The 26,105-nt window shown below is 41.9% G+C and carries 29 protein-coding genes and 1 pseudogene; 28 read left to right on the top strand and 2 right to left on the bottom strand.

All coding sequences use genetic code 11. The features are described 5' to 3' along the window. The first annotated feature begins 307 nt into the window (after positions 1–307). The 4 genes from BR86_RS15215 (at position 308) to BR86_RS0108000 (ending at position 3,635) form a co-directional block, all read left to right on the top strand. The gene (locus BR86_RS15215; protein WP_051684682.1) at positions 308–1,237 is read left to right on the top strand and encodes a transglutaminase-like domain-containing protein; all 930 of its coding nucleotides are present in this window, start codon (positions 308–310) and stop codon (positions 1,235–1,237) included. A 434-nt stretch (positions 1,238–1,671) separates the two neighbouring features. Next, positions 1,672–2,472 (top strand): hypothetical protein, encoded by an 801-nt coding sequence (locus tag BR86_RS0108010; RefSeq protein WP_051684681.1) that lies wholly within the window; start codon positions 1,672–1,674, stop codon positions 2,470–2,472. A gap of 68 nt (positions 2,473–2,540) precedes the next feature. Beyond that, complete coding sequence (locus tag BR86_RS0108005; RefSeq protein WP_143099342.1) at positions 2,541–2,990, top strand: hypothetical protein; 450 nt, start codon at positions 2,541–2,543, stop codon at positions 2,988–2,990. Between the two features lie 36 nt (positions 2,991–3,026). After that, complete coding sequence (locus BR86_RS0108000) at positions 3,027–3,635, top strand: SOS response-associated peptidase (RefSeq protein ID WP_081844191.1); 609 nt, start codon at positions 3,027–3,029, stop codon at positions 3,633–3,635. A 174-nt stretch (positions 3,636–3,809) separates the two neighbouring features. On the opposite strand, the gene BR86_RS16325 is transcribed toward BR86_RS0108000, so the two are convergent. Next, positions 3,810–4,859, bottom strand: a complete 1,050-nt coding sequence (locus tag BR86_RS16325) for an NERD domain-containing protein (protein WP_038288234.1) — start codon at positions 4,857–4,859, stop codon at positions 3,810–3,812. A gap of 881 nt (positions 4,860–5,740) precedes the next feature. Here BR86_RS16325 and BR86_RS0107985 point away from each other — a divergent pair. The 7 genes and pseudogenes from BR86_RS0107985 to BR86_RS0107955 all read left to right on the top strand — a co-directional run bounded on the left by BR86_RS0107985 (position 5,741) and on the right by BR86_RS0107955 (position 9,991). Beyond that, entirely contained in the window at positions 5,741–6,118 is a 378-nt protein-coding gene (locus BR86_RS0107985; RefSeq protein ID WP_031472841.1) for a helix-turn-helix domain-containing protein, read from the top strand. Further along, positions 6,118–6,951 (top strand): ImmA/IrrE family metallo-endopeptidase, encoded by an 834-nt coding sequence (locus BR86_RS0107980; protein WP_031472839.1) that lies wholly within the window; start codon positions 6,118–6,120, stop codon positions 6,949–6,951. Before BR86_RS0107985 ends, BR86_RS0107980 begins: the two co-directional genes overlap by 1 nt. Positions 6,952–7,140: 189 nt before the next feature. After that, positions 7,141–7,419, top strand: a complete 279-nt coding sequence (locus BR86_RS16505) for a hypothetical protein (protein WP_038288231.1) — start codon at positions 7,141–7,143, stop codon at positions 7,417–7,419. A 37-nt stretch (positions 7,420–7,456) separates the two neighbouring features. Beyond that, positions 7,457–8,128 (top strand): helix-turn-helix domain-containing protein, encoded by a 672-nt coding sequence (locus BR86_RS0107970; RefSeq protein ID WP_075034455.1) that lies wholly within the window; start codon positions 7,457–7,459, stop codon positions 8,126–8,128. A 94-nt stretch (positions 8,129–8,222) separates the two neighbouring features. After that, positions 8,223–8,561: pseudogene (locus BR86_RS0107965) on the top strand (phage tail tape measure protein); the annotation flags it as partial. A 96-nt stretch (positions 8,562–8,657) separates the two neighbouring features. Next, the gene (locus tag BR86_RS15635) at positions 8,658–8,843 is read left to right on the top strand and encodes a helix-turn-helix domain-containing protein (RefSeq protein ID WP_075034456.1); all 186 of its coding nucleotides are present in this window, start codon (positions 8,658–8,660) and stop codon (positions 8,841–8,843) included. A gap of 113 nt (positions 8,844–8,956) precedes the next feature. Continuing rightward, complete coding sequence (locus BR86_RS0107955; RefSeq protein ID WP_031472829.1) at positions 8,957–9,991, top strand: virulence RhuM family protein; 1,035 nt, start codon at positions 8,957–8,959, stop codon at positions 9,989–9,991. Between the two features lie 166 nt (positions 9,992–10,157). Here the strand turns inward: BR86_RS0107955 and BR86_RS0107950 are convergent, their stop codons facing one another. Beyond that, entirely contained in the window at positions 10,158–10,649 is a 492-nt protein-coding gene (locus BR86_RS0107950; protein WP_051684680.1) for an IS110 family transposase, read from the bottom strand. A gap of 284 nt (positions 10,650–10,933) precedes the next feature. Between BR86_RS0107950 and BR86_RS0107945 the strand changes: the two genes are divergently transcribed. From BR86_RS0107945 to BR86_RS0107850, 17 genes are all read left to right on the top strand, one after another. After that, the gene (locus tag BR86_RS0107945) at positions 10,934–13,891 is read left to right on the top strand and encodes an SIR2 family protein (RefSeq protein WP_161767296.1); all 2,958 of its coding nucleotides are present in this window, start codon (positions 10,934–10,936) and stop codon (positions 13,889–13,891) included. A 182-nt stretch (positions 13,892–14,073) separates the two neighbouring features. Next, a complete protein-coding gene (locus BR86_RS0107940) occupies positions 14,074–14,493 on the top strand; it encodes a hypothetical protein (protein ID WP_031472823.1) in 420 nt (139 codons plus the stop codon). A 424-nt stretch (positions 14,494–14,917) separates the two neighbouring features. Continuing rightward, the gene (locus BR86_RS0107935) at positions 14,918–15,535 is read left to right on the top strand and encodes a type I restriction-modification system subunit M N-terminal domain-containing protein (protein ID WP_031472821.1); all 618 of its coding nucleotides are present in this window, start codon (positions 14,918–14,920) and stop codon (positions 15,533–15,535) included. A gap of 448 nt (positions 15,536–15,983) precedes the next feature. Then, a complete protein-coding gene (locus BR86_RS16665) occupies positions 15,984–16,217 on the top strand; it encodes an SOS response-associated peptidase family protein (protein ID WP_031472819.1) in 234 nt (77 codons plus the stop codon). A 40-nt stretch (positions 16,218–16,257) separates the two neighbouring features. After that, a complete protein-coding gene (locus BR86_RS0107925) occupies positions 16,258–16,548 on the top strand; it encodes a hypothetical protein (RefSeq protein WP_031472817.1) in 291 nt (96 codons plus the stop codon). 548 nt (positions 16,549–17,096) lie between these two features. Then, complete coding sequence (locus BR86_RS0107915; protein WP_031472815.1) at positions 17,097–17,672, top strand: hypothetical protein; 576 nt, start codon at positions 17,097–17,099, stop codon at positions 17,670–17,672. Positions 17,673–18,605: 933 nt separating this feature from the next. Then, on the top strand, positions 18,606–18,824 hold the full coding sequence (locus BR86_RS0107905) for a hypothetical protein (RefSeq protein WP_031472811.1): 219 nt from the start codon (positions 18,606–18,608) through the stop codon (positions 18,822–18,824). Beyond that, positions 18,817–19,965, top strand: coding sequence for a DNA cytosine methyltransferase (locus BR86_RS0107900; protein ID WP_051684679.1), 1,149 nt, complete (start codon positions 18,817–18,819; stop codon positions 19,963–19,965). The genes BR86_RS0107905 and BR86_RS0107900 overlap by 8 nt, the downstream gene beginning before the upstream one ends. Position 19,966: 1 nt before the next feature. Then, positions 19,967–20,614 carry an Eco29kI family restriction endonuclease gene (locus BR86_RS0107895; protein ID WP_031472807.1) on the top strand — a complete coding sequence of 216 codons (648 nt, stop codon included), beginning with the start codon at positions 19,967–19,969 and terminating at the stop codon, positions 20,612–20,614. Positions 20,615–20,969: 355 nt separating this feature from the next. Next, positions 20,970–21,227: an excisionase gene (locus BR86_RS0107890; RefSeq protein ID WP_051684678.1), complete on the top strand. Its 258-nt coding sequence runs from the start codon at positions 20,970–20,972 to the stop codon at positions 21,225–21,227. A 382-nt stretch (positions 21,228–21,609) separates the two neighbouring features. Continuing rightward, positions 21,610–22,200, top strand: coding sequence for a dephospho-CoA kinase (coaE, locus tag BR86_RS0107880; protein ID WP_031472803.1), 591 nt, complete (start codon positions 21,610–21,612; stop codon positions 22,198–22,200). Further along, a complete protein-coding gene (locus BR86_RS0107875) occupies positions 22,197–22,994 on the top strand; it encodes an MBL fold metallo-hydrolase (RefSeq protein ID WP_031472801.1) in 798 nt (265 codons plus the stop codon). The genes coaE and BR86_RS0107875 overlap by 4 nt, the downstream gene beginning before the upstream one ends. Positions 22,995–23,043: 49 nt before the next feature. Next, the gene (locus tag BR86_RS0107870; protein ID WP_031472799.1) at positions 23,044–23,316 is read left to right on the top strand and encodes an ACT domain-containing protein; all 273 of its coding nucleotides are present in this window, start codon (positions 23,044–23,046) and stop codon (positions 23,314–23,316) included. A gap of 71 nt (positions 23,317–23,387) precedes the next feature. After that, the gene (locus tag BR86_RS0107865; protein ID WP_031472797.1) at positions 23,388–24,758 is read left to right on the top strand and encodes a PFL family protein; all 1,371 of its coding nucleotides are present in this window, start codon (positions 23,388–23,390) and stop codon (positions 24,756–24,758) included. Positions 24,759–24,822: 64 nt separating this feature from the next. Beyond that, positions 24,823–25,239 carry a hypothetical protein gene (locus BR86_RS0107860; protein WP_031472795.1) on the top strand — a complete coding sequence of 139 codons (417 nt, stop codon included), beginning with the start codon at positions 24,823–24,825 and terminating at the stop codon, positions 25,237–25,239. 21 nt (positions 25,240–25,260) lie between these two features. Next, positions 25,261–25,596: a hypothetical protein gene (locus tag BR86_RS0107855; protein ID WP_031472793.1), complete on the top strand. Its 336-nt coding sequence runs from the start codon at positions 25,261–25,263 to the stop codon at positions 25,594–25,596. A 155-nt stretch (positions 25,597–25,751) separates the two neighbouring features. Then, positions 25,752–26,036: a putative quinol monooxygenase gene (locus BR86_RS0107850; protein ID WP_051684677.1), complete on the top strand. Its 285-nt coding sequence runs from the start codon at positions 25,752–25,754 to the stop codon at positions 26,034–26,036. Positions 26,037–26,105: the final 69 nt, after the last annotated feature.

Genomic DNA, 26,105 nt, shown 5'->3' with positions numbered 1-26,105 from the left:
CCTAAAGGTTATTTTTAAAACATTTGTTTCTTTGTAGATTAAGCCCAGATAAGCATAACCATGAACAACAGCATGAGGCGATAACGCTTCGTGCTGCTGTTTTTTGTGTGATGAGGATTTTGAGAAATTATAAAATTATCGCATAGAATCGGAATGTGATATTATGAGAATGAAAGCATTCGCAGAAATGGACAAGAGCAGATTCAAAGCAACATAAGAATGGTGGACAGAGTGACTATCTCAGAAAAATCTGAGGGAAAGGAAAAGATCCGATCATCTATTTGATAAATGGATCAGATGTGATTGAATGGGCGTGTATGGCAGTCCGGAATTATTTCCATATCCGAAAAACGATAAGGAACCGCCTAAGCGGAAGTGGAAGGTACTGAAAATAATTCTATGGGCGGTTGTATTATATTTTCTGATTGGCGTAGGCGGTAATGTTCTAAAAATATACAGGGAAAGGAAGGCCGCACAGCAGAATCGAAGTACGGTTTCCTATAGCAAGGATGTTCAACCCAATAAAGTATTAAAAAGCATTCAAAACGAGACAGGGAACAGCGCAAGTGGACAGCCGGCCATTGATAATAAACTGAATGTTACGAAGAAGGCAGAAAAGGGATTAGCAGATGATAGGAAACCGGATCTGTCAAAAATTGATACAACTAAAGTTGAACCGAGAAAATATGAGTATAAGAGCTATGATGGACGACAAAACAGAGAATTAACACAGGAAAAATTTCCGGTCGGAGCAGCAGAGTATTACCGTTCGTTAGATCGGTATTATAATGTTCAGGAATGGAAAAACTACATCGATGATCCGATGAACGCAAAGATCTGTGAAGGATTGGCGAAAGCTTTTAGACAGAATGGGGATTCAGATTTTAAGGCTGTATGCAATGCGATCGCATTTGTGCAGTCCCTCGACTATATTCCAGATAATGATACGGAATATCCCAAATATCCAATAGAAACTCTAAATGATAAGGGGGGAGATTGTGAGGATAAATCCATTCTTCTTTGCGGCATCATTAAAGCGATGGGGTATGGATCTGCTTTGCTTATATATGATAATCACTGCGCAGTCGGAGTCCTGGGATCGAATCTCCAGGGAACGCATTTCGAGAAAGATGGTAAAAACTACTATTACATTGAAACCTCTCAATACGGATGGCGTATTGGGATTTTGCCGGAGCAATATGCGAAACAGGGGGCAAGGGTACTTACGATTGATTAAATGGTTTGCCGATTAAACTCGGGAGAGCAGTAGACGTGGACAGCATCATGAGGTGATAATGCTTCGTGGTGCTGTTTTTTTGTGGATGGGGATCTCCACGAAAAAGACTTGCTGAGTGATAACGTATTTGTGGTAAGGGGCGAATAATTCGCTCGCAATGAGTGTGTGAGAAATAGTCTGTAAAAGTGAATTGACCAAGGCTTTCTATGATACACTAAAACATAGGAGGCCTATAATTATGCCAAGAAAAGAGAAAAAGCCTGCCACATCGTTTTTAGATGACAGAGGGTAAGCATACTATCACCCCACAGCGCCTCCAAGAATACGATATTGAAACAGCGGAGGACATCCGAGACGCGCTCAAGGATCTGCTTGGCGTAATACAACGGCCCTTTGGTTGAGGCTGCTGGAGACAGAGGGGAGGACTTTCTGATATGGTCAGAGAAGCTACTGGAAGAGATGATTTATTTGTATTTGATGGTTGCTCTGAAAAGATTGACTATTTGAAACTTGAGTACAACCGTGAGACCAAGATAAAACCAAAACAGTTACCGGAAGGTGCAGAGTATGAATTTGAGACCTGGAATTATTCTGAAGTTTTGACAATAGACAGAGATACGGAAACACTGACAAATCATGTTCAATTTGCAAAACAGTGTTCTGCTACATTTACCTATCATGTAGAGGAAGGCATCAGCGGCCTTCTGGATGACCTTAGGCCCGAGATGTTTGATGATGTTACCGGCAATCCGCCTGATGTCATTGACGATCCAATGAATCAATGCGACTATAGGATAACTATTCGCACACAGCATGGAACCGAAAAGATTATAGAGGGTTCTTTTGATAAACTTGGGCTGCCTGACGAGTATCCGGAGTTTATCGAAAAGATTTTTGATTTTATGGCTTTCTATGGACTTGGAGAGCTTTTTAATGAAGAGTCTTATGGTAAGGCAAAGCGAACAGCATCAGATTATATATTCTGTGATGTAGAGTTTGAGCCGGGCGGTAAGACCTACTGTTATTTGGCAGATGATGATTCCTTCGAAGTTGGGGATACGGTTCTTGTTCCTGCAGGATCTGATAACCATGAAGCTTTGGTGAGGATTGTTGACAAGAATTATTACTCAACTGAAAATGCGCCATTTCCTGTGGAGAAGGCGAAATATATTATCAAGCGCATTGATGAAGACGAGATAGAAGATTTTATACGTATCAAAAATGTGAACCATTAATTCTAAAGTTATCCGGAGATTCATCAAACACAATATCTCATGTTCGATTAGAACGGTACGCGATTTGTATGAGAGCAGCTATTTGCTATCTTTGGTGTAAAAGACTCGGATTTAACGAATATTTAAATCTCATGCAAGAAAAGGACGATATATCTATGTGTTCTTATTTATTTCCCGTTCGCGAACTAGGAATGAATTGGAGATGTATGAATGAAAAGACCATAGAATTTCGAACTTTTAATGGAACATTAGATCCCTTGAGCATACAAGGATACATTTTTGTTGTGGCTAAATTGGTTGACAGAGTAAATGAGTCTCGTAATCTTGATGTGAATGTTGATCGAGTCATAAATAATCGTCAAATGGATGATGAATACATTAGCTCGATTGAGAATTATTTATGTGACAATGATGAATTCAAAACGTTCTTCAGGATTACAATACGCAATAAAAAGGATATCGATGATTTTTCATGGGAAATGCTTGCTGGAAGCCGGCCTATAGCTGTATCAGTTTGATTTATAATGGTTGCTATGGGGACATGAAGATGAGTAATGCATGTGGAAGGAAAGCGCATGTGCGGCAGATATTATATTAAGGAATCCGCGGAAATGGATGAGATCATTCGCCTCATGAATGCGTCTCCGCTTAAATTGGCCTTGGAAAAGAGGAAGTTAGGCGTTCGGACATATGGAGAACGTTTTCCGTCGGAAGTTGTACCGGTCATTGCTATGGATCGTCGCGGAAAGCGAGCGGTTTTCCCGATGAAATGGGGATATGATATAGGAAAACTTGTGATTAACGCAAGGGCTGAAACTGCAGCTGAGAAGCCATTATTTCAAAATGACTGGAAGCGGCACCGATGCGTTATTCCGGCATCATGGTATTTTGAGTGGGAACACAGAAAGGGGAGTGATGGGAAGGTTCACACGTTAGATAAGTATCTTATTCAACCCCGAGGGAAAGATATTACCTGGCTGTGCGGCTTATATCAGATAAAGGATGGACTTCCATCTTTTGTCATTCTCACGAAAGAGGCAGAAGAGGAGATTCGGTTTATTCATGACCGTATGCCTGTGATTCTGCCGGATGATCTTATAAGGGACTGGATCAGGCCAGAAACGAGGCCGGAAGAGTTGATAAGTGAACCAGAGCGCGCATAATCCAATTACGTATCTTGAGCCGCTTTGAATCAGAGCTCAACCACGTTTTTGAAACAGTATGAAAACTCAGTTCAGGAATAATGCATAGGAAAGACCACAGCATGAAGTGTGATATGTTTCATGCTGTGGCTTTATGCATGTTATTGCATCTTTCTAAGAGCAGGTAACGAGTGCTTAATCTTGGTCAGGAATGAGATTTTCAATATATCTGCATTTTGGATATTGGCTGCATCCCCAGAACTGGTTTCCAACGTAGTTCCCCCTTTTTGCTGTTCTGAGGACAAGTTTACTGCCACATCTTGGACAGAGTTTTTCTTTGGGCAAGGCTTCGATCTTTGACGCTTCCGAGGTAGAAACTGGCGGAGTTGCAGTAGATTCAGCAACCGAATCGGAATTGCGTTTCTCTTCCGTATTCGTTTCAGATTCAGACCCTGGTCCGGTTTCAGATGGAGAATTTGGCCTTGATTCATCATCCAATGACTCCTTCAAGGCTATGAAACGGTCAATGTAGTCTTTTCGGTCTTCACGTGTCATGGATAGGATATGCTCTCCTCCATTTAACATATCCTTTTTATTGAATTTGTCCGAAGTCTTAAACGCTTTGAGTGTTGCGATGAGTTGATCTGAACGAATGACTTTGGATTTGATATCTATAGGGGCATATTGAGCATTTAATATGGTCTTTGGATTAGCTAATACAATTAATGATTTGTTGTAATAATCAAAGAATTTTTCAAAGGCGAGCCTTCTTATTGTGCCTTCACCTTCGCCCCAACAATTCTTAAAGACCTGCATATGCCGTTCGTTCTGAGTGATAGGGCTATAGAGTCCTTCTATATGCCTTTTTCCACCATATGTAACTGTTCTTATGAATTCTCCCTGTCTAGTTATTTCAATATTGCCGAACAGATTTTTACATTCAATAAAAACTCTGACATAGGGAGTGATTACAATGAAGTCAATCTGGGCAGAGTTTCCTTCAGCATCAACGAGACAGATATCGTGAAGAACAACTAAGTCCATGCCGCTGCTCTTCAGTTCAAAAAGGATGCGTTCTTCGCCAAGGATTCCGGCTTTGACGATAGATATTTCGTTGTCGATTTTCTTGTAAAGCGGAGAGTCATTCGATACCGTTTTCTGCAATTCTTCAAGCTTTGTGAGGTATTCTTTGGCATTGTTTGATTCTTTGAGTATTATGACCTCGGGTTTAGAGAATAAGGACATGGTGATCCTCCTACAATTTTAAAGATTGATATGATAAATGCCTACAACGGTCTGAATCAAGAATGATCTGTTATGCTTCCGGAGTGTTGGCATTGTCGCGTTCCATGGTTTCGAGGATGGCACGGTTGATGAAGGCAGTGGCGCTTTCATTCATCTTGGCGGCATGATCCTGAACTTCGGCCCGGTGTCATCCGAACTTTTATTTCGACAAATTTACTATTATATCTGGCATTGGCGGCTCGCCTTGCAGGGGTGAGCTTCCGGCCAGATTTCTTTTTTTCTTCACTCATGGATGGGCTCCATTTCTTGGAGATTGGGTTTTAGAATTATTGTTTACATGATTTATGGTAACACATTGGTGGACATAAGACCATGTATCGGATGTGAGATTATAAAATTTTGGTAACTGATTGACGGACATCCGACTATGTCCTGCTATGTAAAGACAAGGAAACGGAGATCCACGAAAGGAGGCACATAGATGGCGAGAAAAACAAAAGAGGTTCGGGAACTGACAGTGAGCAGTGTTGGAAGCTATAGCACTTATGGAAGACGGACGGCGCCGATGCTTCTAATCGCGCTGTGTAAGTCGTGTCACTCGCAGATCCATGCAAGGCGCGGCGATCGGTGGCATGACCGGTAGGGGGAGTCGAAATCTCTACAGTTAAATCTCCTCCAGAACGGCGGGTAGCTCAAATGTGCAAAATCGCGAAATGGATGAGGGGACCAAACGATGACTTGAAGCTTTAATATGGTAACTTAAATAGTTACTAAATTAAAAAAATACAAATTAATAGTAAAGGAAATATTGACCATATCTGTGCTGTACTATACAATACAAGTGGATAAGTGGATGCTTATCATGAAAGGAGTCAGGGATAATGGTTGATATGAATGCAATAATAGCAAGTAATATACTTGAGCTTCTGAAAACACAGAACAAGAAACAGACCGATCTTGCAGATGCAATCGGAACAAATAAACAGACGGTGAATAAGATGCTTAACGGTACACGTATGATTAATGCTGTTGAGCTTAAGTTCATAGCGAATTACCTTGGAGTTAGGATGGAAGAACTTACAAGAATAACAACTACGCATGCCGATACAAATATTGTTCATGCATTTATGGGAAAGGTACAATCTGAGCAGGCTAAGCAGGCGCTGCAACTGGCGGACGAACTATCGGATATGATTCTGTTTCATAAAAGAGTTCGTGAAAATGGTACTGCTATGGTGGCGGCTTGGAAGGATGTTTGATGGGAAATGTTCTGGAGGAAAGTTTATTTAGAAAGCAACCAAAACAATTTGAAAAGATAGATACTCAAGCGAAATCCTTTGCTGCAAACTATTGTGGTAGTACGATGATTCGAGATGCCATCTTTGGTATTGTGACGAATTATGCAAGGAAAAGAGATTTATCATTGGAAATACTTCGTTACCCGTTTAGGGACGAAGAACTTTGGGCATTTACATTTGTGAAAAAGGGCACGCTATTTCTTTGTGTAAATTCTGAGCTTGCTATGTGTAAGCAGATTTTTGCAGTGGCTCATGAATTATATCATATACATTGCTATGCGGAGGATATTGATCCTGATACGATCACAAGCGGATCGTTGTTGGATTCCCAGACAGCTGATGATCAGGCGGGGTCGCAGGAAGATCTGGAAGCGAATGCTTTTGCAGGCTTACTATTGATGCCGGATAGTTTGTTGGACGAACAACTAAAACTATACGGAATTGATGCGGAACAAATTTCTGTAGATGACGTTCTGACTTTGATGGATCTGTTTGCGCTTCCGTTTAAGGCAGTTGTGCTGAGGCTTGTAGAGAATCATAATATTACGCAGTCCGAAGCGAGCGAACTGCTTTTGACTGATGCAGCTTATGTCTCCGACCGGATAGCGATTACCGGAAAAGCACTCGGGTGGCAGCAGAATAGTGGAGAACTTTCTTATTTTGGTAGTTTGCTCAATGATATGGAGTATAATTGCGAGAATGAGCTTCTGACTGATAGCTGGGAGAAATCCGATAAGCAGTTCTTAGATAAAATCCGAAAGGACTTTCGTAGAGAAAGATCTCATCACATTTGATTTCATGAAAAAGGTAGTTGACAGTTGGTTTGTTACTGGGTAAAATGTTGTTCACATAGAAAAAGTTTATCTTTTGCAGAGCGGCAGTGCATTCGTGTGATGTCAACTCTGTTTTTCTTTGTACGTGTTTTGTAAAGGATCTCTTCGGAGGTCCTTTTCTTTTGCCTATTTTGCAAGGGGGAGATTCCGATGGCAGGAAGTAAGCCGAAACCGGCCGCACTGAAGAAGCTGGAAGGCAATCTGGGGCAAAGAAAACTGAATAAGAAGGAGCCGGTGCCTGTAAAGGGAATGCCTGACTGCCCGGAGTGGCTGCTTCCCCGGCAGGAACAGCTGATCCGGGATATCTTCGGGATCGTGAAACCGAACGGGAACCGGCAGTTCCGGACGGCATTTGTGGAAATATGCAAGAGTTTTGATGGGATATTATTATTTTTAATTCTACTTTCCGTAGGTACCATGTTCGGGTGATATGAATTACAATCCGAACATGGAGGTAATAACGGATATGAACCAATATGTTACGGGAACAGTTATAAAGGAACTACGGGAAAAGAACAATATGACACAGCTTCAGCTGGCGGAAAAACTGGGAGTGAGTGATAAATGTATCTCTAAATGGGAACGATTCCGAGGAATGCCCGATATTACTTTGCTGGAGCCGATTGCTAAGGCATTCAAGATCTCGGTTACGGAGCTAATTTCGGGAAATACCATCCAAAATGCAAATGTATCAGCGAATATGTTGCGGTCGAAGTTCTATGTTTGCCCAATTTGCGGAAACGCGATACATAGCATGGGTGAGGCAGAAATCCATTGTCATGGTATCCAGCTTGTGCCTTTAGAGGCGGAACCGACAGATGAGAGTCATAGGATCTTTATCAAGCGTGTTGAGGATGAGTATTATGTTCGGATTGATCACAGTATGACGAAAGAACACTATATTTCGTTTATGGCGGCAACCTCTTCTAATGATATGCAGATGGCGAAGCTATATCCGGAAGGCAGGGCAGAAGCCCGTTTTAAGATTAGGGGAGTCAGAAGGATATTCCTTTACTGTAATCGAGACGGCTTATTTTCGATTGATCCGGTAAAGGGGATAGATGGAAAAGAAAGCGAACACGACGATTCACAGGAACACAGGGAGTTGGAAAAGGTAGCCGATAAACTGTTTGGATAGCGTACAGTTTAACGGATTTTCGTAAAAGGAATAATAATTGATGAAGAAGGGCTGACCGGGAGGTTGGCTCTTTTCTTATGCCTGAGAAGGGGGGATGGCGGCGAACAGAATCAAGGGTATCACCATCGAGATCGGCGGCGATACCACCAAATTGCAGACTGCCCTGAAGGGCGTGAATACGCAGGTCAAGAGTACCCAACAGCAGCTGAAAGATGTGGAGACGCTTCTGAAGCTCGATCCGGGTAATACGGAGCTTCTGGCTCAGAAGCATAAACTTTTGGGCGAGGCAGTTGCGGCAACGAAGGAACGGCTGGAGACGTTAAAGACCGCGGCAGAACAGGCAAATCAGGCGCTGGCGAAGGGAGAAATCTCCAAGGAACAGTATGATGCCCCGCAGAGGGAGATCATTGAGACCGAGAATAACCTGAAGAGGTAATAGTATTATCTCTGGCTGTTTTATTATTGAAACTATTCCTCAGAGGGAATATAATATAAGGGCCAATTTTTCGACTTTTATGGAGGATTTGTTATGGAGTATGTATCTACATCGGAAATTGCAAAAATCTGGGATATTTCACGTCGTCGAGTTACGACACTATGCAGAGAAGGTAGAGTTGAAGGAGCAGTTTTTGCTGCTAATACTTGGCTTGTGCCTAAAGATGCAAAAAAACCCGAGGATCCGAGAAGAGTCCGTAAAATGGGACAGAATAAATAGTAAAATCATAAAAGCCATAAAAATGGCTGCTTTAGGCCATCAGAAGAAATCATGGTGGAGATTATGGAACTGGAAAAGGAATTATCCGGAAGTCTGGAGGAGGTATTTCGCTAATGGCTAAGAAAAAAGAGATTACTATCAGATCCTCTGCGGCAGAGTATCTGACATTTATTACAGCAACCGGCGAAGGCGGGATAGAAGCAATTTATGCAGACGAGAATGTTTGGTTAAGTCAAAAAATGATGGGTGTTCTTTATGATGTTGGAAAGAGCACCATTAGTTATCATTTACATAAGCTGTATGAAGATGGTGAAATAGAAGAGAATTCAGTTGTTCGAAAATTTCGAACAACTGCCGATGACGGAAAAGACTACGATACATTACATTATAATCTTAAGGCTATCATTGCAGTTGGGCATAAAGTAGACTCGGAAAAAGCAGTTCAATTTCGTAAATGGGCAAATACTATAATCGAAGAATACACGATTAAAGGCTATGCCATGGACGATGAAAGGCTCAAAAAAGGCGGCAGTGTTTTAACGAAGGAGTATTTTGAGCAGTTATTGGAACGTATTCGAGAAATACGTTTGTCGGAACGAAAATTCTATCAGAAGATAACGGATATTTACGCGACTTCAATTGATTATGATTCTACAGCAAAGGAAACAAAGCGATTTTTTGCTGCTGTACAAAACAAGCTTCACTATGCTGTTCATGGTCAGACCGCAGCAGAAGTGATTTATAACAGAGCGGATGCCGAGAAAGAGCATATGGGACTCACGACATGGGAAGGTTCTCCGAATAGCAAGATTCATAAGTATGATGTTACTGTAGCGAAGAATTATTTGACGGAAGAAGAATTAGCTATCCTTAGTAGAATGGTTACGGCCTATCTGGATTTGGCAGAAAGTATGGCAATGCGAAATATTCCTATGACTATGGCAGATTGGGAAATTAGATTGGATGGTTTTCTTACCTTGATGGATCATGAGGTTCTTAAGGATAAGGGAAAAATCAGTGCAGAGCAAGCCAAGATTCATGCGGAGACGGAATTCGAAAAATATAGGGTGATTCAGGATCGATTATTCCAAAGCGATTTTGATCGATTCATGGAGTTGGAAGAACATCTAAAGGATGAAAATAAATGAAAAGGAAGAATAATCTAAATGAGAGAGATGAAAGATAGCGGTGTTTCATGAATTGGGGAGATACCTAGAGAGTTGGAATTAAATAAAATTGGAGACCAGCTATGAAAAGTCAAGCTTAAATTAGCAGAAAAATCATTTTTCGATATTGGGGTCCAAAAGGGTAACTTTAATAAAGCTCCCTAAAGGTGGCATTGTTCTTTACAACATATTGAAGCTCCGGAAACACCTGGTCCACATAGGAAGTCAGCTGGATTTTTAACCGTGTCCGCTGCTTTATGGACTTCTGGCGGAAACGCCCAAGTGTCTTGAGATCCATAAGGTCGAGATCATAGAAGGTCACGAATCGATGGGACTTCTGCATCATAACGGTTTCGGCAATTACGATCGCATCGACTTTATCAGTCTTCGTCTTTCGGATTCGATCCTTCCGCCTGGACGAAGTCTGAATAGGGTTGAGTACACACACTTTGTAATCACTGGTAACAAGGAAAAGGACGAGGTTGTCACCATAGTGCGCCGTTGATTCAAGACCGATGATGGTCGGCTCAGGAGCGTAATCAGAAAGCTCCTCGGAAAGCTTTTTGAACCCGTCACCGTCAGAAGATAGGACTGCGGCATAATGGTTGAGTTTTGCAATATCAATGCCTGCGTAGATCATTGAGGAACACCTCCCTTTCATAAAGTCTGATACTGTGATATCCGCCTGCGGTTAACCATGTAGACTTGATGGACATAAGTACTCGGGTGGCTGCAGTAGCAGCCAATGGCAACATCCAGCTTATAAACAATTCAGATAAAGGTAGCGGCAATACACTCCAGTTAAGTAGTCAAGGCTACAGGGAAAAATCAAAAGTCCATAGTATCTGAATTGTATTGAACCACAATATCAAAAAGAAAGGAAAAGTGATGTATTCGGTTGTGAGTACATCATACAAGGAAAATATGTACGAAAAAGAATTAACTAGAATAATAAATGCTTCAAAGAATAATTCGTTGACTTTTTTTGTGGGAGCAGGTGTATCCAGAGTTTCAGGAGTACCGATGTGGAATGAACTAACCAATGCTATTTGCACGAAATTAGGTATAAAACTACAAGAGGACTATTCATATGAGGAGTGCTTGAAGATTCCACAAATGTATTATTCTTCTTTGGAAAAGAATCAAAAAAATGAGTATTTTAAAACGGTGGAAGATGCGATTAATAATAAAGCATTATTGCCTAATGCAGTGCATCGTGAAATGTTAGCATTAGATCCAATTTCATTTATTACAACTAATTATGATGAACTATTAGAGGAGGCGGCTGGAAAGTATTGTCTAACTTATAAGCCGATTGCATGTGACAAGGATGTACCTAGCATTTCTGGAGATAGATATATTCTAAAAATGCATGGAGATTTTAAACATAAGAACTTTGTTTTGAAGGAAGAAGATTACTTAAATTATAGTGAAAAATTCAAATTGATAGAAACACTTTTAAAATCAATTTTTGCAACAAATACGGTTGTTTTTATTGGATATAGACTAAACGATTATAATATCAAATTAATTCTCAACTGGGCAAAAGAATTGTTGAAAAGTGATTTTAGAGAGCCAATCTTTTTTTATACAGATGACGAAGAATTATCTCCATTAGAATTAAAGTATCATGAATCTAAAGGAGTAGCAGTGCTTGAATGGGGGAAAATAGATAAGAATAAAGCTCAATTTCCAGATAGATATTTGACTTTTTTTGATGCAATTAAAAAAATCGATGTTTTTGACTACAATGGAAAGAATGATAATGAAGCGTTTAAAACATTGTATTATATGCTGAAACCATTAGATGAATTGAAAGCACTCAGATATACAGATATTGCCAAAAGGTTGTCAAAGAATAATCTCATTGTAGAAGGTAATGGTTCTATACGCATATGGGATAATAACGTTCTATTCAGCCGATTTATAGAAATCGATAAATTACAGAAAAATGAGAAAGAAGCACTGAGTAAAGAAACGTACAAGATGTACAAAACAATAAAGAGCGTATTAGCTAAGGCGTGTATTTATTGGATATATGATAATAAATCGGTTCATACGATTAATCATGATGAGATTCCATTTGCGGATCCTTATTGCATTATGTTTGATTACAAATGGATGAACAACTATGTGAAAAAACAGTATAAAACAATCGATAAGAAGTATACACAAGCATTTTATCTGTATAAATTAGGGAGATATAATGAATCATTAGCATCGTTTTTGGAAATATCAAGAAGGGCTTTTGATGAAAAAAATTATTTGCTCTTTTATTTCGCAAAAGCAAATTGTTTTAAATTAAGAAAAATTGTAGAAAACTCTAATAGCCTTTTTGAACAGTATAATCCTTCGGAGATAGAGGATGATTTGCCAATAGAAAAGCAGGTAGAAAACTTATTTAATAGATTACCATTTGAATTTCGAAAGAATTATGAAAGTTTGAAAGACATCCATGGTCAAATACTATTGTATAAGTATGCGTATGAAGCGTTTGAAGCTGCTCATAAGGTGGATGAGGTAATAGAAACTAATACTATAGAATATGGAACAACTTCCGGTTATCGAGCAATAAATAGGGTGAATGATTATGTCAACTTTTTATTGGCTAATGGTTTAGTGGCAGATGTTTTTACGGAATATAAAACCTCTGTAAAGAGAATCATGGAATCAATTCTCCATAAATATTCAGTGCAAGATAAGCAAGAAATCTTAGTTAACAACATACTTCCAAACAGAGAAGAGAAAATAGTCCTTGACGAAATAGATTTTAATTGCTTAGTAGAGTGCTTTGAAGATAAAGAGTTAGTAAGATTATTGAAAAAGAATTCGATATTTTTGCTGGAATTTAAAAATATAAAAGTAATTGAAAATGCAGTTAAAAATTTGCTTGATTATTTCATGGTAGTAAAAACAAGTGGAGTATTTAATGAATATGTACACATACAAAGCAAATTAAAAAATGCATTGGTATTGTTACGCTATATAAATCTATCACAGGAATTTGTTGACTATATTTGTACATTTATAATGACAAATGAATTCAGAGACATATTGATTATAGATAAAGTATTGTTCTTAGATTCACAGATATATAATCGAAAAATGTATAGTGACAAGACAATTAAGAGCATTGAAAATGCATTACTCAATTATTTTGATATCCATAAGAAGGCGTTGGATGAGGGTACGGATACTAATGTTGCTCCAAGTACAAATGTAAATATCAGTTATTGCAATTTGGCTAATTATTTGAAGTTGGATGATAAGGATTACGTTTCTAGAGGGCTTTCTGAGAGGGTAAATAAAATTATAGAGGATGAGCAATATCAATTATTTTCAGTAAGTTATTTTAAGCATATAACAAAAAAACAACAAAAGAATCTCAGAGAAGCGATTGAAAAAAGACTGGAAAAACAGTTTGATATCAGATTGTTGATGCTATTTCTTGAATATAAACCGAAGATTAATAAGACAATAAAAAACCAGCTATTGACTTTTTTGAGAATAGAAAAAGAAAATGATGATAAAGAAAGTACTCAAAAAGGCGTTAGGGCTTATCCAGCAAAACGAAAGTATGAAAATATAATTCAAGCAGGATATTGGTGCTTTTTAAACATAATTGACACTACAGGACTTGAGGAATTCCTTGGAGTGGCGGATGAGTTTGATTTTTATTATCAATATGAAAAGTTTGATTATAAAAAGTTTGATGTTCGTTGGTTGTTTGATATGCATGATGTTGAATTAAGAAAAATGGCAGAAAATGGAGAAGTGTCTCGAAATATAAGACAGTGTATAATAGAATCCATTAGAACGAATAACTACTCAAAACTGGATAATGATAAACTAAAAGATATACTTGTGAAATATTTTTGCTGAAAATTTATTTGGACCTTATATAGACCGGTACAGGGGCATTTGACTGATACTGGTCTATAATTATGCTCATTTTTAGTGCAGAAGTAATCTCGTTTTTACTATGTCCAGTTATTGTGCATTCTGATATCGCGATCGAATATCCTTCATATCGAATCACAGCAAGAGCTAAGGATGGAAGTGTATTGGGTACGGAAGATCAGACATTAAGCATGATTTATCTGGAACAGGAGATGGTCTATGGCTTTCAGGCTTTTGGAGTTGATGAAACACTGGATAGGGTCGACTTTGAGGCCCTTCTGCTTCAGCAATATAACCTCAAGAATGCGAATGCAATCGATCCTTTTGTTCCGCTTGAGGTTGTTGGGGCTGATTATAAGTCAGAACGATATGTGGGTGAAATCAAGAATTCGAATGAACAGAGCATTGAGTGTGCATACGTATTGGCTCTTGGCCGGGATGAGACGGGTAAAGCTATATCAATTGATGCGACCTTTGTTGATAATGTTGCGGCAAAGGGCATGACACCATTTTCGATGTATTCCGGGCGTGACGCCAGCATTCATCCGGCGACGGTCGAGTATTATGCGTACTTCTGGCATTGATGGAAGATTTAATTAGTTTTTAGAGTAAGATGAAAAGACAGCTGACAGAATTAGAGAGTCTGCCAGCTGTTTTTCTTTTTGGTGTGGATGATATTGAGAGAAGGATGTTACGGAGTTGATTAGCATACTACATCAATAATATTTGCATAATTAGGAAAGATTACCTCTGACATTCATAAAGCTACTACAGATAAATTGTGATTTGTCGCAATAAACGCTATACTTATAGGTGATGAGTGAAAATAAAGTGCAATTATGGAGAAAATCTCGATAGATTTTTCCTGAGAATTTCAGCATTGCTTGGACGAGATTGCAGAGATAGCGTCTTTCTGTGATGTTTAATCATTGAAATAGTAATCACGTTATCTTGGAAACGAATAGAAGGGAATATTGTTATGGCTGCTAAGGCAAAAAAGAAGTGTCGATGGAAGAGGCTTTATGGAAGGCGGCAGATAAACTCAGAGGATCGGTTGAGTCTGCAGAGTATAAGCATGTTGTGCTGAGCTTATTCTTCCTTAAGTTTGCAAGTGATAAATATGAAGAGCAGAAGGCAAAGATTATTGCAGAAGGTCACGAAAAATTCGTTGAGAATACTGCATTCTACACGAAAGATAACGTGTTCTATTTGCCGCCCGAAAGTAGATGGTCGTATGTAATGGAAAACGCAAAGCAGGATGATATTGCACTCAAGATTGATACAGCCCTCTACACTATCGAGAATACCAATCCGATTTTAAAAGGAGCTTTGCCGGATAATTACTATTCCAGATTACAGCTTGATACTACTAAGCTGGCGTCTCTTTTAGATGAGATCAACAAGATCGATACCACAAAAGATAAAGAGAACGATATTATCGGAAGAATGTATGAGTATTTCCTGAGCAAATTTGCGATTGCTGAAGGAAAGGGAGAATTCTATATACCAAAGAGCATTGTTAAGCTTATCGCGGAAATGATTGAGCCATATAATGGAAAACTTTACGAAAGCAAGACGCAAAATTTGATACAAATTAACGATTGCCCTCTTAGGGGTGCCGCATAGGACTTAGGGGTGTCGGTTTTATAAGTGCTAATTTGAATTGTCTCATAGAGACAATTCAAATTAGTACTTATGAGTAGCGTTTATGGTATGCTTAAACATCAAAATAAACGTAAGGGCATCCGTCAGCTGTAAATAAAGGAAAACCGTCTTCAAATAAAGACGATGGTTTTGAAAAATACGAGGAGGGACAATGCCGTGAACCGGATAAGTAGAGATGCTCGAAAGCTCATATTAGACGATTTGGATATATAAACCATTGAAAGATATGTATATCCTGTATTTCGTATTACATAAATCAGTATAAAATAGATTATAAATACAACAGATGATGATAGTGTGTTTACAGTAAAAGAGAAAGCATACATGAACGGCAGAGGAAAGAGAGACCACAGAAGGATGCGGGAAGAACTATGGGATAAGTATCTGGTAAGAAGATAGATGTTACTCTGTGATCCATCCGATATCGAATGTTACCTGGCTGTGCGGTTTATATCAGATAAAGGATGGACTTCCATCTTTTGTCATTCTCACGAAAGAGGCAGAAAAGGAGATACGATTTATTCATGACCGTATGCTAGTGATTCTATCAGAAGATCTTGTGAGTGACTGGCTCATACCGGATGCTGCGTCGGAGCAATATGTACGCCAGGCGCTTACTGAGATGGTGGTTGAAAAGGTTTAGATTCTGAAGATACAGTATACAGGGAAAGGAGTAACAGACAATGCAGACTGCGACACCATTCATATTCAAAAATGTTATGCTGATCACACTTGCGAACAATGATTCAGATCGGTTTCAGATTGAGTCTTATGAGAGCATGGTAAGATCTGGCACCGTTAAGATTTCTCTTAAGGATTTCAGTAACTGGTGCAGGGGGCATGGGATTGCTTATGAATATCGGTTTTTCTGGCGAAATGATTATCCATTAGCTGCAAATCTATGGAATGCGATCAACGTTTTGCTGTGGCGTTTGAATGAAATTTTTCATAACGTTTTGCTTTTGCGAGTGTGAGTTTTTTTGTGAGAAGACGGCACATTATACAAATGGCTATCATTGAAATGATATTCTTATATTTAGCAATTACTCGGCCCGATGTTGGGGAAATAATGTTTATGGAATTTGGGGTATTGATGTTGATATCAATACTGATTCATATAGAGAAGTAGTTGTCCTTCTGATGAGGCTGTGATCACATTTGTAGAGGGTATTCAATAGAAACGGAAGTATAAGATATACGTCGTCTTGGGAAACAGCGTACGATATCTTTCGAAAAAGATTATCCTCATAAGCATTATGCGGAAGAAACAGAATCCCCTTGGTTTTTCTTGTTTTTAGGGCACTACATAACCCCATATTCGGGAAAAAAAGACATATTGGAGGATAATACGCAAGGTTGAATACTAAGGCATTATTCGAAATAATCAGGACACTGGTTGGCTTGCGCTGGACGAGGCAATGGACGACATCTTTTTGTAGAATCAAACATATTAGTTATTATCTCGATATTGTTGTATTATATAAAAATGATCAAAGCATTTATTTGGATTGGAGAGAAAACGATGAATGGTCATAAAGGAAAAAATGAAGAAAAGTCTCATGAGTATGTTTGGTGGATAGTAGAAATTATAGTGATTAGCCTATGGTTTTTTTCTAAATATGCGGAAAACAATTATTTAAACGATCTTAAAGTTATGGGAAATTTTGCTATCTTTTTACTGATGGCTATTGGAACTCATTCTCCAATACAGGGTGTGTTTAAATGGTTAAATAATCATGTGGAATATAAGAAACTCCCGTGGATACTGGGTGGTGTTTTTGGATTAGGTTTTTTTATAACTACAAATTTTGAGGATGCGAGTATTTTTATGCCTTTACTTGCTGTTCCAATCGGAAGAATTGGAGATTGGATAAATGAAAAACAGAGGAATGACTCTAAAGATTTTTATGTGAAGAGTGTACTAAGTGCAATTTTCATAATTGCTTCATTACTTTTTGGAAATCAATGGGTTAAAGACAAATCATTGATTTGGGGAGTAAAAGAAATAATAACCGGTATTGTAATTTACATAGCATGGTTTTTTTATAAAAAAATGATTCGGAGCGGGAAACTACAAAGATTTTTATTTGGAACGTGAAGTGTATTGAGCTAGGGTGGAAAATATCATAGAAAAGATTAGGAATTAGTTATAAACTAGAAAGATATAATGTAATTACAGATTGCACGAAAGGGGCTGGCGCACTAACTCAAGTTAGTGCGTCGGCCCTTTTCCTGTAAAAAGAATTCAGCCGGGATCCAAAGAGCCCGGCTGATGGTGTAAAATATAGTTATGCGACTAACCAACATTTTACAGGGTGATTATAGCAAAATCACTGTATATTATCAAATCAAGCTTCCGCTTGAACTAGAACACATGATACCGGCAAATGATTCGGTTCGCCTTCTGAGCGCATTCGTGGAGGGAATGGATCTTTCGGATCTATACGCTACTTATGATAGAATCCGGAAAAATCAGGCGTCAGAACAGGCCATTATAAAACAATACTGATATGTTTTGTGAGTTGCTGTTTTCATATCTGGCTTGCATTAGCGATGGTGATCCTTTTTACAATTGTTCAACATTGGTCAGTCTTAGTATTTGCATTTCTTTGTGCTAGTACGATAGATGTTTTGTTGATAATGGTAATATGTCTATATTTTTTATTGGCTATTGTAATTAAAACAAACAATTAAGCGCCTCAAAGAGGCGCTTTTATTATTATGAAGACACCTGTTGGGTGCAAGATAATTGTTCAACTCCGGCCTGAAACGGAAGCTGGCCGACTATGCCAAAACGATACCCTTCTCTCTGTAAGCAAACGGCATCAACAAAGGAAGGCAGCGAAACTTATGAGATCAGCAAGGCTATATTGAGCGTCCGACTGACAGCGCCTTACTCTGAAGAGCGGAGAAAGGCCGCCGGTGAGAAGGCCAGGAAGACATTTAAGATTTTACTAACATATAATTGAAAACAGTGGTGATAGATGGTATTATGTAGTAAATCGTGGCTTTATGGAAGGGAGCATAGTTTATGGCAAGGCCTAAAAAGAACGGCACATATCTCAATGTTTGCATTGACTCATTCATCTATGATGAACTGACTCGCGTTTGCGAAGAAGCAGGGCAAACGAAAACTATTGCTGTTGAAAGAGCTATTTCAGCTTATCTTGAAGAGTATAAAAAACGGCAGGACCAGTTACGTGCGATTGCAAATGATGAACTATCTTCTGTGAGGTATCATAATGATTGACTCTATTGAATTATTTTGCGGAGCCGGAGGCCTCGCCTTAGGTCTGCAAAAAGCTGGCTTGAATCATAAAGCCCTTTTTGAGTGGGATAAGTGCTCATGTGATAATATTGATGCCAATATTAGCCGGGGATTTAATCTTGTTTCAGATTGGAATGTATTCAATATAGATGTTCGATCTGTGGATTACAAAAGTTATCGTGGCAACATTGATGTCGTTTCTGGTGGACCTCCTTGCCAGCCTTTTTCGCTTGGAGGCAAAGCTAAAGCAAATAACGATGCTAGAGATATGTGGCCGGAGGCTATCCGCGCTGTTAGAGAAATACTGCCCAAGGCATTTATATTTGAAAATGTAAAAGGACTGTTACGTCCGGCATTTTCTGATTATTTCAATTATATTCTGCTCCAATTGCAATACCCGACAATTGTTCGAGAATCAGAAGAATGGAGTGAACATTATCTGAAACTCAAAAATTTGGACGATACAAACATCCCCGAGGGCGAAACCTATTCAATTCAATACCGACTCGTGAATGTAGCGGATTACGGAGTCCCACAATCTCGTTTTCGAGTCATCATTGTTGGATTTAGAAAAAATTTGCATACGAGCTATGCTTTCCCTGAACCTTTGTGCTCAAAAGACGCATTGCTTTATGACAAATGGGTTTCGGGGACATATTGGAAAGAGCATGGGCTAGAACAACCTCAATGTGGCATTACTCAGCAAAAATTAAATCGTTTAAGAAGCAATCCTCCCAAACTGAAGCGATGGAGAACGGTAAGGGACGCAATTGCTGATCTTCCGTCACCCGAAAATTATAATGGAAAAGAATATACGAATCATGAGTACCGTGCGGGGGCAAAAAGTTATGCTGGACATTCAGGCAGCGTGTTGGATGAACCATCAAAAACCATTAAGGCAGGGGTTCATGGTGTACCTGGTGGAGAAAACATGGTAGTTCTTGATGATGGCTCTATCAGATATTACACAGTGAGAGAAAGCGCTCGTATTCAGACTTTTGACGATGAATATATTTTTGCTGGACCTTGGGGAGAAGCTATGCGTCAAATTGGAAATGCAGTACCCGTGAAGCTGGCAGAAATTGTCGGGAATTCCGTTGTTGAAGAATTGGAGAGATTATAATATGGCTGCTGATAAGAACATTCCTATCATTGAACCCTATAATCCATTGGACAAGGAGAACATTGGTAACAGTATCGCAAATGTTCTAATGAGCAATGAAAAACAAAAGTTACCTCCCGAACCGTTCATCGGTGCAGGCGTGTATGCAATTTTCTATGTTGGCGACAATTCTCTCTACAAGCCCCTAGCAGAATACAATCAAGACCATGATTGTATGTACCCTATTTATGTTGGAAAGGCTGTACCGCAGGGTGCGCGTAAAGGCGGAATTGGCTTGGGGGAAAATCAGGGACCCGCTTTACAAAAACGTCTCGGAGATCATGCAAAGTCCATCACGGAAGTTAATGATTTAAATATAGATGATTTCTTTTGCCGATTCATTGTTGTAGATGATATTTGGATTCCTTTGGCTGAATCACTTATGATTTCCCGATATAAGCCTGTGTGGAATTCAATCATTGATGGTTTTGGTAACCATGACCCCGGAAGTGGACGTAAGGGACAAGTACAGTCCCCGTGGGATATGTTGCATCCGGGCAGATCATGGGCAAAAAAATTGCCTGCTGGTCCAAAATCTCAATCAGAACTTTCGCGCCTCGTTGCCTATTATTTTAAAACAAATGAAATACTGCAGCGAAAAGGGAAATAAGCCCCTTAGGAACTAAGGGCGCACTTCTATACCGTATCGGTATTCAGCGCGATCTGCGATGCTTTCCTCTCTTCCTGATCGCTTCGGATCAGAGTTCAGAGAGGCGGGATAAATCCCAAACAAGAGGGCTGCACCCTCTTGCGCCCCGATGGGGCTATCACTTGCGGACCGGATGTCAGTCACAGGCAGAAAGCCTGCGCCAGACATTCGGTTAAAACAGAATAAGTTACATATAGGTTGATTACTGTGAAAAGTGACCGGCCTATTTTCATGCGAGGAAGAAACGAGAGGAAAGTGATGTGGGTCCCCATCGGGTACGAAAAACGGTATTTCATGCACCGAAGGGAGGAGCCAGATGACGTTGATTGCAAATCAGAACACGCAGAAGGAACCGGAGAGGGTTCCGATTTATGAGAAGGTCACATTGACCATTCGGGAGGCAGCAGAGTATTCCAATATCGGGATCAACCGGTTGGAGACGATGCTGAAGATGCCAAGATGTCCTTTTGTGTTGTATGTGGGTAAGAAAAAGCTGGTGAAGAGAAGGGAGTTTGAAAAGTATATAACAGACAGAATTGAGATCTGGAACCATTGTAAATGCGGCTTTTTATAGGAAATGTACCGCTTTGAAAGATTTAATCACATTGTAAAAGAGGCCCTGATTAGTGTATAATTTATCAAGCTTATCTGGGCTTCTTTTTTATGTAAGGAGGTTCGGATGGGAAAAGATCTCAAAGGAAAGGAGCTTGGTGAAGGGATCTATCAGCAATCGAATGGCACGTATTGCGCCAGGTTTGTTGAAATCAATCTCGTGGCAAATGCTTTGAAAGTTCTTTAAAACTTCATGCGGGATGATATTCTGTGGCACTCGTTGTGGCACTCGGTCGAACATAAGAAGCACAGAACCGCATAAAATAAGGACTTTCAAATGAGATATAAGCATCATGAAATAATAGCATATTATTCTGCTTTGAAATGGAGTACAATAGCACAATATGAGCAAAATATATCTGATCGGGGGCGTCGGTGCCGGGAAAAGCACGGTGCTCTCGATTCTGAAAACAGAATACGGTGCAGAGATCATTCTGGCGGATGACGAGGCCAGGCGACTCATGGAACCGGGAGAGGCCGGATACGATGCGGTTGTCCGTACCTTCGGCACGGAGTATCTTTCCGCGGACGGCACCATTGACCGTCCGAAGCTGGCCGCACGGATCTTCCGGGATCCGGAGGCGAAAAAGACGATTGACAGGCTGATCCATCCGATGACCTGGAAGGTGATCGATGAGAAAATGTCCGCTTCCGGGGCAGACCTTGTCATTACCGAGGCCGCTGTCTTTGACGCGGATGCCAGAAAACGCTTTTTCGATGAGGTCTGGTATGTCCGGACCGATCCGGAAATCCGCATCAAAAGACTCATGGAAAGCCGCGGATACAGCGAAGAAAAATGCCGGGCGATGATTGGAAATCAGTTCACGGATGAGGAATATGCGAAGCAGGCAGACCGTGTGATTGACAACAGCGGTACAGAAGAAGACGTACGGGCACAGCTCCGGACGATAATGGAAGAGAGAACAAAACGATGAGAATGGTATCCATCGCCAGCGGATCCAACGGAAACTGCACCTACGTCGGTTCAGACGACACGCATGTCCTGGTGGACGCAGGCATCAGCAATAAACGCATCGAGCTCGGCTTAAAAGAGCTCGGTCTTTCCCCGGCAGACCTGACTGCCATTTTTGTGACACATGAGCATTCGGATCATATCTCCGGACTCAATATTCTGTCGAAGAAATATTCCGTCCCGATCTACTCGGCGCCGGGAACCGTCCGCGCGATGAAACAGATGAAATCGCTGGATCGCGTGGATGCGGAACTCTACCACGAGGTGGGGGCGGATGCGGATGTCCGGATCGGAGATCTGGATATTCTGCCGTTTTCCATTGATCACGACGCGGCGGAGCCCATGGCCTACCGGATTTCCTGCGGCAGCAAATCCGTTGCGGTGGCAACGGATATGGGACACTACAGCCCGTATATCGTGGACCATCTGCGGAATCTGGACGCGGCGCTGATCGAGGCCAACCACGATGTCCGCATGCTGGAGGCGGGACCTTATCCGTATCCTCTCAAACGCCGTATTCTCGGCGATTTCGGCCATCTGTCCAATGAAAACAGCGGAAGACTGATCTCGGAGATCTTAAATGACGGGATCAAACACATTTTCCTCGGACATCTCTCCAAGGAAAACAATTACCCGGAGCTGGCCTATGAGACCGTAAAACTCGAGATCGACGAGAGCGACAATTCCTACAACAGTAAGGACTTTGACATCACCGTTGCTACCCGCGACGCGATGAGCGAAGTCGTTACCATATAATCAACACGGCCTGCCGGCCCGGTTCCGGCATCAGAACAGGAGGAAATCTATGAACAAGATCATTATCACGATCGTAGGCGAAGACAAAGTGGGCATCGTTGCAAAGACCTGCAATTATCTCGCGGAGAACAACATTAACATTCTGGACATCACGCAGACGATCCTGCAGAAATATTTTAATATGATGATGATCGTAGATATCTCCAAGATGAACAAATCGTTTGACGATATGGCTGCGGATCTGGCGGCCATCGGAGAGGAGATCGGCGTCCGCATCCTGTGCCAGAGAGAAGAGATCTTCACCAGCATGCACCGTCTTTGATGAGTGACTTTGATGTGCGATAACGTATAATAACGAGTGGACTGATTTTACAGCAAAAAGAGGAAACAGATATGATTAGTATGCAGGAAGTCATGGAGACCAACAATATGATCTCCGGCGAGACACTGGATGTGCGCACCATCACGATGGGCATCAGTCTCCTGGACTGTGCGGACAGTGATCTCGACCGACTGAATGAGAAGATCTACAACAAGATTCTGAACCGTGCCGGAAAACTGGTGCAGACCGGAGAGGAGATCTCCAGAGAATTTGGAATTCCGATCGTGAATAAGAGGGTGTCCGTGACGCCCATTGCTCTGGTCGGCGCAGCGGCCTGCCATACGCCGGAGGACTTTGTGACCATCGCAAAGACTCTTGACCGCGCGGCAAAGGCCATCGGCATCAATTTCATCGGCGGTTACTCCGCTCTGGTCAACAAGGGAATGACACCGGCGGAAGAACTTCTGATCCGCTCCATCCCCCAGGCGCTTGCGACCACGGATTTTGTATGTTCCAGCGTCAATGTGGGCTCCACCAAGACCGGCATCAATATGGATGCAGTCCGTCTGATGGGACAGATTGTCAAGCAGACCGCCGAGCTGACGAAGGATAATGATTCTCTCGGCTGTGCAAAGCTGGTGATCTTCTGCAATGCGCCGGACGACAATCCGTTCATGGCGGGCGCGTTCCACGGCGTGACCGAGGCGGATGATATCATCAATGTCGGCGTCAGCGGCCCGGGCGTTATGAAGGCGGTTCTCGGCACACCGGAGATGCGGGACTGCGGCTTTGAGGAACTGTGCGAGACCATCAAGAAGACAGCGTTTAAGATCACCCGCGTGGGACAGCTTGTTGCGCAGGAGGCGTCGAAGCGTCTCGGCGTTCCCTTCGGCATCATTGACCTCTCCCTTGCTCCGACACCGGCCATCGGCGACAGCGTGTCGGATATTCTGGAGGAGATCGGTCTGGAATCCACCGGTGCTCCGGGAACGACGGCAGCGCTGGCAATGCTGAATGACCAGGTGAAGAAGGGCGGCATCATGGCCTGCTCGTATGTGGGCGGTCTCAGCGGCGCGTTCATTCCGGTCAGCGAGGATCAGGGGATGATCAATGCGGTCAGCCGCGGTGCGCTGACAATCGAGAAGCTGGAGGCCATGACCTGCGTATGCTCGGTGGGCCTTGATATGATCGCGGTCCCGGGGGATACCAGTGCGGCGACGATCTCCGGCGTGATCGCGGATGAGGCGGCCATCGGTATGGTCAACCAGAAGACCACGGCAGTCCGGCTGATTCCGGTTATCGGCAAGAAAGTCGGAGAGCAGGCGGAGTTCGGAGGCCTTCTCGGCTATGCACCGATCATTCCAGTCAACAGGTTCAGCTGTGAGCAGTTTATCAGCCGGAAGGGCCGTATCCCGGCACCGATCCATTCGTTTAAGAACTGACGGTTCCGGATATCGCGGCGGATATCGATGAATGTTGCTGCAGATATTGTAAGAAGATGAAGTGATGGCGGCGTTTGCAGACGGTTCTGCAGGCGCCGTCGTTTCATTTGCGCGGCTGACTCGTCAGATCCTACGCACCGGTGAGGCGTTGGCGACTGCCGTGAAACGCTCGAAGATTCCGACATCGTCGAATCCGGTCAGACGGACGCCGGAGACGAAGAGAATTCCGACATCGTTGAATCCGGCCAGTCCGACGCCGGAGACGAAGAGAATTCCGATACCGGCGAATCCGGTCAGCCCGACGCCGGAGACGAAGAAGATTCCGGCGCCGGTGAGACGGAGATTTTGCTGGCTTAAAATGCTTCTTCGCGGTATGATGAAGAAAGAAAGACAGAAACCGCACATCGGCCGGATGGGGGATCCGACAGGAAGAGGAGCAGGCCGGGATACACATGTATCAATCCGGTTTCTGGCGAAATAAGATGACCGGGAGGAGTACAGAATGAAGGATTTCAACGAAGTAAAAGAATATGTGAAGAAAAGAAGAACCGGAACCGCGCTTTACGGCATGATCAATGGCGATAATGTGTATCTGTCCCGCGGAATCCGCGAAGTTTTCTTTGAAGGCGACAGCATTCAGAAGATCATCGATGCGGTGTGCTCTTTCCAGAAAGGTGATTTCGGCAGCAGCGCGGAGCACGGGAAAAAAGGCGAGGCCGGTCACGAGTACGGGCGATATGAGATCTGCGAGCTTGCTGCGGATGAGGGCGACGACAATGCTGTCTGGATTCACCGGGATCACGAGTCGGTGATCGTTTATTTTAAATTCGAGCGCTGATGAGAGTCAGACCGTATGATGCGATTTTTAGCTGGACTGTTCTGATGATGATCAGAGTAATCCGGCGGCGATAAGATGATAAATTGAAAGAGACCGGAGAACGCCGCCGCGGAATTCCGTCGGGGGTGGTGCGACAAAGGAAAGGTGAGAAGAAGATGATCATTCTGAACGTGACCTACAAATGCAAACCCGGGATGGGCAAGAAGTTCCTGGAAGCGATTGATGCGGAAGGCATCGGGGCAGCATGCCGCGCGGAGGACGGAAACATCAAATACGATTATTACTTCCCGGCGGATGGCTGCGATGAAATTCTTCTCGTTGAAAAGTGGCGGGATGCCGAAGCGCTCGCAGTGCATGGAACACAGCCCCATTTTGCGAGAATCGGAGAACTCAAGGGACCGTTTGTCGACGACACCGTCGTTGAAAAGTTTGAGATCTGAGGTGCATTGTCGTTTGTGAGTCCTGAACGCCGGATGCCTGCATGGGACACGGAGATCCGCAGGCTTGAA

Origin of the sequence: [Clostridium] aminophilum DSM 10710 (assembly GCF_000711825.1) — a bacterium.
Taxonomy (GTDB): domain Bacteria; phylum Bacillota; class Clostridia; order Lachnospirales; family Lachnospiraceae; genus Clostridium_R; species Clostridium_R aminophilum.
The sequence above is the reverse complement of the archived record's forward strand: the minus strand, read 5'-3'. Positions and strand labels throughout refer to the sequence as shown.

Bases quoted from the DNA above. Each gene is read 5' to 3' on its own strand.
- BR86_RS15215 (WP_051684682.1), top strand. From the start codon at position 308: ATGGGCGTGTATGGCAGTCCGGAATTATTTCCATATCCGAAAAACGAT.
- BR86_RS0108010 (WP_051684681.1), top strand. From the start codon at position 1,672: ATGGTCAGAGAAGCTACTGGAAGAGATGATTTATTTGTATTTGATGGT.
- BR86_RS0108005 (WP_143099342.1), top strand. From the start codon at position 2,541: ATGAGAGCAGCTATTTGCTATCTTTGGTGTAAAAGACTCGGATTTAAC.
- BR86_RS0108000 (WP_081844191.1), top strand. From the start codon at position 3,027: ATGCATGTGGAAGGAAAGCGCATGTGCGGCAGATATTATATTAAGGAA.
- BR86_RS16325 (WP_038288234.1), bottom strand. From the start codon at position 4,859: ATGTCCTTATTCTCTAAACCCGAGGTCATAATACTCAAAGAATCAAAC.
- BR86_RS0107985 (WP_031472841.1), top strand. From the start codon at position 5,741: ATGGTTGATATGAATGCAATAATAGCAAGTAATATACTTGAGCTTCTG.
- BR86_RS0107980 (WP_031472839.1), top strand. From the start codon at position 6,118: ATGGGAAATGTTCTGGAGGAAAGTTTATTTAGAAAGCAACCAAAACAA.
- BR86_RS16505 (WP_038288231.1), top strand. From the start codon at position 7,141: ATGGCAGGAAGTAAGCCGAAACCGGCCGCACTGAAGAAGCTGGAAGGC.
- BR86_RS0107970 (WP_075034455.1), top strand. From the start codon at position 7,457: ATGAACCAATATGTTACGGGAACAGTTATAAAGGAACTACGGGAAAAG.
- BR86_RS15635 (WP_075034456.1), top strand. From the start codon at position 8,658: ATGGAGTATGTATCTACATCGGAAATTGCAAAAATCTGGGATATTTCA.
- BR86_RS0107955 (WP_031472829.1), top strand. From the start codon at position 8,957: ATGGCTAAGAAAAAAGAGATTACTATCAGATCCTCTGCGGCAGAGTAT.
- BR86_RS0107950 (WP_051684680.1), bottom strand. From the start codon at position 10,649: ATGATCTACGCAGGCATTGATATTGCAAAACTCAACCATTATGCCGCA.
- BR86_RS0107945 (WP_161767296.1), top strand. From the start codon at position 10,934: ATGTACGAAAAAGAATTAACTAGAATAATAAATGCTTCAAAGAATAAT.
- BR86_RS0107935 (WP_031472821.1), top strand. From the start codon at position 14,918: ATGGAAGAGGCTTTATGGAAGGCGGCAGATAAACTCAGAGGATCGGTT.
- BR86_RS0107925 (WP_031472817.1), top strand. From the start codon at position 16,258: ATGCAGACTGCGACACCATTCATATTCAAAAATGTTATGCTGATCACA.
- BR86_RS0107915 (WP_031472815.1), top strand. From the start codon at position 17,097: ATGAATGGTCATAAAGGAAAAAATGAAGAAAAGTCTCATGAGTATGTT.
- BR86_RS0107905 (WP_031472811.1), top strand. From the start codon at position 18,606: ATGGCAAGGCCTAAAAAGAACGGCACATATCTCAATGTTTGCATTGAC.
- BR86_RS0107900 (WP_051684679.1), top strand. From the start codon at position 18,817: ATGATTGACTCTATTGAATTATTTTGCGGAGCCGGAGGCCTCGCCTTA.
- BR86_RS0107895 (WP_031472807.1), top strand. From the start codon at position 19,967: ATGGCTGCTGATAAGAACATTCCTATCATTGAACCCTATAATCCATTG.
- BR86_RS0107890 (WP_051684678.1), top strand. From the start codon at position 20,970: ATGACGTTGATTGCAAATCAGAACACGCAGAAGGAACCGGAGAGGGTT.
- coaE (WP_031472803.1), top strand. From the start codon at position 21,610: ATGAGCAAAATATATCTGATCGGGGGCGTCGGTGCCGGGAAAAGCACG.
- BR86_RS0107875 (WP_031472801.1), top strand. From the start codon at position 22,197: ATGAGAATGGTATCCATCGCCAGCGGATCCAACGGAAACTGCACCTAC.
- BR86_RS0107870 (WP_031472799.1), top strand. From the start codon at position 23,044: ATGAACAAGATCATTATCACGATCGTAGGCGAAGACAAAGTGGGCATC.
- BR86_RS0107865 (WP_031472797.1), top strand. From the start codon at position 23,388: ATGATTAGTATGCAGGAAGTCATGGAGACCAACAATATGATCTCCGGC.
- BR86_RS0107860 (WP_031472795.1), top strand. From the start codon at position 24,823: ATGGCGGCGTTTGCAGACGGTTCTGCAGGCGCCGTCGTTTCATTTGCG.
- BR86_RS0107855 (WP_031472793.1), top strand. From the start codon at position 25,261: ATGAAGGATTTCAACGAAGTAAAAGAATATGTGAAGAAAAGAAGAACC.
- BR86_RS0107850 (WP_051684677.1), top strand. From the start codon at position 25,752: ATGATCATTCTGAACGTGACCTACAAATGCAAACCCGGGATGGGCAAG.